Below are 5,169 nucleotides of genomic sequence, written 5' to 3'. Positions count from 1 at the left end.
AAAATTTATTTATTATTATTATATCAAATTTTAAGTTTCTAAATCTTAATTAAAAAGAAAAAGGGACTTAAACAAGCCCCTTACTTAGTAATTAGAAATTATCTAACGTTTAATTCTTTAACTTTAGCAGCCTTACCTACTCTATCTCTTAAGTAGAATAACTTAGCTCTTCTAACTTTACCTTTTCTTACAACTTCCATTTTATCAATGATTGGAGAGTTCATAGGGAAAGTTCTTTCTACTCCAGTACCATAAGCAACTCTTCTTACAGTGAAAGTTTCTCTTAATCCACCATTTTGCTTCTTGATAACTGTTCCTTCAAACATTTGGATTCTTTCTCTTGTTCCTTCTTTGATCTTAACGTAAACTTTAACAGTGTCTCCTACGTTGAAGTTTGGAAGATCATTTCTTAATTGTTCAGCTTCAATAGCTCTTATAATTTCGTTCATTGTGTAAGTCCCTCCTTAATAATTATTTAGACGTTCTTAACAAATACTTGACAGAGGACCGCCCGTACTAACACAAAGGTAATTTTAACATAATTAATCTTATAGCACAATATTTTATTTATACTTTTCTAAAATTTTTTTATCTTCCTTGCTTAAGGTTATTTTATCGTATAAATCTTTTCTTCTTTCCTTTGTAATAAGTAAAGATTTTGCTCTTCTCCATTTTCTTATATTTTCATGATGACCTGAAAGTAGTATTTCTGGAACTTTATCTCCTTCAAAATTTTCTGGTCTTGTATATTGAGGATATTCTAATAATCCTTCAGAAAATGATTCATCTTCATAGCTTTCTTCTTTTCCTAAGACTCCAGATTTTAATCTTAAAATTGAATCTATTACAGGGATTGCAGCCATTTCTCCCCCTGTTAGTATAAAATCTCCAAGAGAAATTTCTAAATCTATGTACTTATACACTCTTTCATCTATTCCTTCATAATGTCCACATAAGAAAATAATCTCTTCTTCTTTAGCTAATTCTTTGGCCATTTCTTGATTAAAAGTCTTTCCTCTAGGTCCTAAAAAAACTACCTTACCTTTATTACTTTCTTTACAACGTCTAATAGAATCTACAATAGGCTGTGGAGTCATTACCATTCCAGCTCCACCACCATAAGGATAATCATCTACTTTTTTATGCTTATTTAAAGTAAAATCTCTTATATTTGTTGTATTAATTTCTATAATTCCCTTATCCTTCGCTTTTCCAATTATACTACGATTAAAAATATCAAACATTTCTGGAAATAATGTAAGAATATTAATCTTCATCTTGCCATTCTCCTACAGGTCTTATTGTTATTTTTCTATTTTCAACATCAATATCTGTAACTATATCTAATAATACTGGTATTAAAAGTTCTTTTGGCTTTCTTATCCAATACACATCATTATTTTTAGTTTGAATTACATCATATACTTCACCTAAATCTTTTCCATTTGTATCGAAAACATTACAACCAATAATATCAGCAATATAATAAGTATCTTCTTCTAAAGGAACAGCATACTCTCTAGGTATTTCCATATATTTATTTTTGTATTTTTCTGCTTCTTCTATTGTATCTATACCTTCTACTTTAACTATTACCCTATCTTTTTGATATTTGCATCCTTGAATTTTTCTTTCAGCACCGTCTATTAAAACAAATTCTAACTCATTATATCTTTTAGGATCATCTGTTAATGGTATAACCTTTACTTCTCCCTTTAAGCCATGAGTATTAACTATTTTTCCAACTCTTAAAACATCTTTCATATTACACCTCTTATTACAAATTAATAATTTATAATGCATATTGCATAGTTTATATTAATATTTCTATTATACCTATCTATTATCATGTAGATACATTAGAAGTATTACACCTTTTAAAGATAATTATGTTAAAAAGAGCTAGGAAAACCCTAACTCTTCTTATCAATAATTTCAACTACTACATTTTTATTTTCTCTCATGGCTGCTGCTTTTACAACAGTTCTAATAGCTTTTGCTATTCTTCCCTGTTTGCCTATTACTTTCCCCATGTCTGCAGGAGCAACCTTTAGTTCCAGAATAATTGATTGCTCTCCTTGTACTTCATTCACATGAACTTCATCCGGATTATCCACTAGGGATTTAGCTATATTTTCAATTAATTCCTTCATAAACACCTGTAACTATTAATAATTACAGAGTTCACCTCCTAAAAAATTACTTATTTAATCCTGCTTGAGTAAATAGTCTCTTAACTACATCTGTTGGTTGAGCTCCATTTTGAACCCATTTAGTAGCTTTTTCTTCGTTGATTTTGATTTCAGCTGGTTCAGTTAAAGGATTGTAGTATCCAATTTCTTCGATGAATCTACCATCTCTTGGTGCTCTTGAATCAGCAACAACTATTCTATAGAAAGGAGCCTTCTTAGCACCCATTCTTCTTAATCTGATTTTTACTGCCATGTTTTTTCACCTCCTTTAAAAAATTGTCATATATTTTAACTCATAAAAGGTAACTTACCAAAGAATCCTTTTTTAGATTTCTTTGTCATAGATTTCATTTGTTTCATTTGTTTCCTCATTACATCAAATCCCTTAATGAGTTTATTAACATCTTGCAGAGATGTACCTGAGCCCTTTGCTATTCTTTTCTTTCTTGAAGATGAACTAGCAATTAACTTTGGATTTCTTCTTTCCTTTGGAGTCATAGAATAAATTATAGATTTCACTTTTTGTAATTCCTTTTCACCAGCTTCAAAATCTACATTTTTCATTTCCTTAGGTAATCCAGGTACCATTTCCATAATTTTGCTCAAAGAACCTAATTTTTTCATTTGTTCCATAGCTGCTAAATAATCATCATAAGTAAAATCATTTTCTAGCATTCTAGAACTTAATTCTTGAGCTTCTTTGTCATCAAAAGCTTGCTGAGCCTTTTCTATTAAAGATAAGACATCTCCCATCCCTAATATTCTTGAAGACATTCTATCTGGATAGAAAACTTCAAGATCGCTCATCTTTTCTCCTACACCAATAAATTTAATTGGTTTTTCTGTCATATGTCTAATTGATAATGCTGCACCACCTCTAGTATCACCATCAAGTTTTGTTAAAATAACCCCAGAAATATCTAAAGTATTATTAAAACTTTCAGCAACATTAACTGCATCTTGACCTGTCATAGAATCTACTACAAGTAAGATTTCTTGTGGATTAACTTCAGCTTTTATAGACTTTAATTCATCCATAAGATTATCATCTATATGTAGTCTACCAGCAGTATCGATTATTATTACGTTATTTCCATTTTCTCTTGCATGAACTATTCCTGCTTTTGCTATATCTACAGGACTAACTTTATCACCCATTTGAAAAACTGGAATATCTATTTGTTTTCCAACTACCTCTAATTGCTTTATAGCCGCTGGTCTATATATATCACAGGCTACTAATAGAGGTTTTTTATTTTGCTTTCTAAGTTGTAGTGCAAGCTTTCCACTCATGGTAGTTTTACCTGCCCCTTGTAGACCAACCATCATTATTACAGTTGGACCAACTGAGTTAAAGTTTAACTTGCTTTCACTACCGCCCATAAGTTCAGTAAGTTCTTCGTTAACAATTTTTATAACTTGTTGAGCTGGAGTTAAGCTTTCAAGCACATCATTTCCAACGCACTTTTCACTTACTCTTGAAATAAATTGTTTAACTACTTTAAAGTTAACATCTGCTTCAAGCAAAGCTAATTTTACTTCCCTCATGGCTTCTTTTATATCTTTTTCAGTTAGCTTTCCTTTACTTCTAAGTTTTTTAAAAGCTTCCTGCAATTTATCGGATAAACCTTCAAAAGCCATATTATCCCCTCCTATGATTTTATAACTCTTCTAGTATACTTTTGTATTTTTCATAATCTTCTTTAGTAATAGAATACTTTTCTTTTAACTCATTAAGAAGATTATTAATTATTACTTCTTGCTCAAAACTTCTTTTAAGCAATTTAAGTTTCTCTTCATAGGATAGAAATTGTTTATAACATCTCTTTATTAAATCATGGATAGCTTGACGACTTGTGTTATTCAATTCAGCAATTTCAGCTAAGGATAAATCCTCATTATAATAAAGCTCCATAATTCTATACTGTTTCTCAGTTAATAATGGTCCATATAGGTCCATTAATAATGAAATCTCAACCCTATCTTCCATTTCATCACCTTACCCACAAATGAGATTTTAGCAAAACAATTCTATACTGTCAAGTACTTTTACTTAACACCCTATAAAAAAATTAAAAATTAATAATGTAGAATGTAGAATTAAGGAAATAACTTAGCTTTGCTAAGTTATAAATTTTATTCAAATTCAGCTTCTGCTGAATTTCCACTTTAATTCTAAACTTTTCATTTTACATTCTTCATTTTAAAATAGTGCTTCTGCAAAGCTTTCTGCATCAAATTCTTGAAGATCATCTATTCCTTCTCCTACGCCTATATATCTTACAGGAATATTTAAAGAATTTTTAATTGATATTACAACTCCACCTTTTGCAGTTCCATCTAATTTCGTTAGTATTATTCCATCGATTGGGCAAGCCTCCATAAATTGTTTTGCTTGTATTACTGCATTTTGGCCAGTAGTTGCATCTAGAACTAATAATGTTTCTTTAGCAGCTCCTGTAAACTCTCTATCTATTATTCTACCTATTTTTGATAACTCATCCATAAGATTTTTCTTATTGTGTAATCTACCTGCAGTATCACAGATTAATAAATCTATATTCCTTGCCTTTGCGGCATTTACAGCATCAAATACAACTGCTGCTGGATCTGAACCTTCACTATGTTTAATTAAATCAACTCCAGCTCTTTCGCTCCATACTTCTAATTGATCTATAGCTGCCGCTCTAAATGTATCAGCAGCTGCTAAGATTACTTTCTTTCCTGCATTTTTATTTTTTGCTGCAAGTTTACCTATGGATGTAGTTTTTCCTACTCCATTTACTCCTATAACTAGCAATACTTTCTTTCCTGCTTCTTCTGTTGTGTTTTCTTCTGTTCCTTCAAGTAACATATCCTTAATAACTTCTTTTAATGCTGGATACACCTCATTTGGATCATTTATTTTTTCTTTTCTAATTTTATCTTTTAATCTATTTATTATTTCTATAGTTGTATCCATTCCAATATCAGACAT

General features: G+C 30.2%; 8 protein-coding genes. All 8 read right to left on the bottom strand.

Annotated elements, in window-relative coordinates:
* Positions 1 to 98: 98 nt before the first annotated feature.
* A complete protein-coding gene (gene rplS, locus HUJ77_RS14385) occupies positions 99 to 449 on the bottom strand; it encodes a 50S ribosomal protein L19 (RefSeq protein WP_291625179.1) in 351 nt (116 codons plus the stop codon).
* Positions 450 to 563: 114 nt separating this feature from the next.
* Complete coding sequence (gene trmD / locus HUJ77_RS14380) at positions 564 to 1,277, bottom strand: tRNA (guanosine(37)-N1)-methyltransferase TrmD (protein WP_291709773.1); 714 nt, start codon at positions 1,275 to 1,277, stop codon at positions 564 to 566.
* Entirely contained in the window at positions 1,267 to 1,764 is a 498-nt protein-coding gene (gene rimM, locus HUJ77_RS14375; RefSeq protein WP_291709771.1) for a ribosome maturation factor RimM, read from the bottom strand. The genes trmD and rimM overlap by 11 nt, the downstream gene beginning before the upstream one ends.
* A gap of 149 nt (positions 1,765 to 1,913) precedes the next feature.
* Positions 1,914 to 2,153: a KH domain-containing protein gene (locus HUJ77_RS14370; protein WP_291709768.1), complete on the bottom strand. Its 240-nt coding sequence runs from the start codon at positions 2,151 to 2,153 to the stop codon at positions 1,914 to 1,916.
* Positions 2,154 to 2,199: 46 nt separating this feature from the next.
* Positions 2,200 to 2,445 carry a 30S ribosomal protein S16 gene (gene rpsP / locus HUJ77_RS14365; protein ID WP_066893821.1) on the bottom strand — a complete coding sequence of 82 codons (246 nt, stop codon included), beginning with the start codon at positions 2,443 to 2,445 and terminating at the stop codon, positions 2,200 to 2,202.
* Positions 2,446 to 2,480: 35 nt separating this feature from the next.
* Positions 2,481 to 3,833, bottom strand: a complete 1,353-nt coding sequence (gene ffh / locus HUJ77_RS14360; protein ID WP_291709766.1) for a signal recognition particle protein — start codon at positions 3,831 to 3,833, stop codon at positions 2,481 to 2,483.
* Between the two features lie 19 nt (positions 3,834 to 3,852).
* Positions 3,853 to 4,182 (bottom strand): putative DNA-binding protein, encoded by a 330-nt coding sequence (locus tag HUJ77_RS14355; protein WP_291709764.1) that lies wholly within the window; start codon positions 4,180 to 4,182, stop codon positions 3,853 to 3,855.
* 213 nt (positions 4,183 to 4,395) lie between these two features.
* On the bottom strand, positions 4,396 to 5,169 hold a 774-nt coding region (gene ftsY, locus HUJ77_RS14350; RefSeq protein WP_291709762.1), incomplete at its 5' end, for a signal recognition particle-docking protein FtsY.

Origin of the sequence: Clostridium sp. (assembly GCF_021443865.1) — a bacterium.
Taxonomy (GTDB): Bacteria; Bacillota; Clostridia; order Clostridiales; family Clostridiaceae; genus Clostridium.
This window is presented reverse-complemented; position numbering and strand designations above follow the sequence as displayed.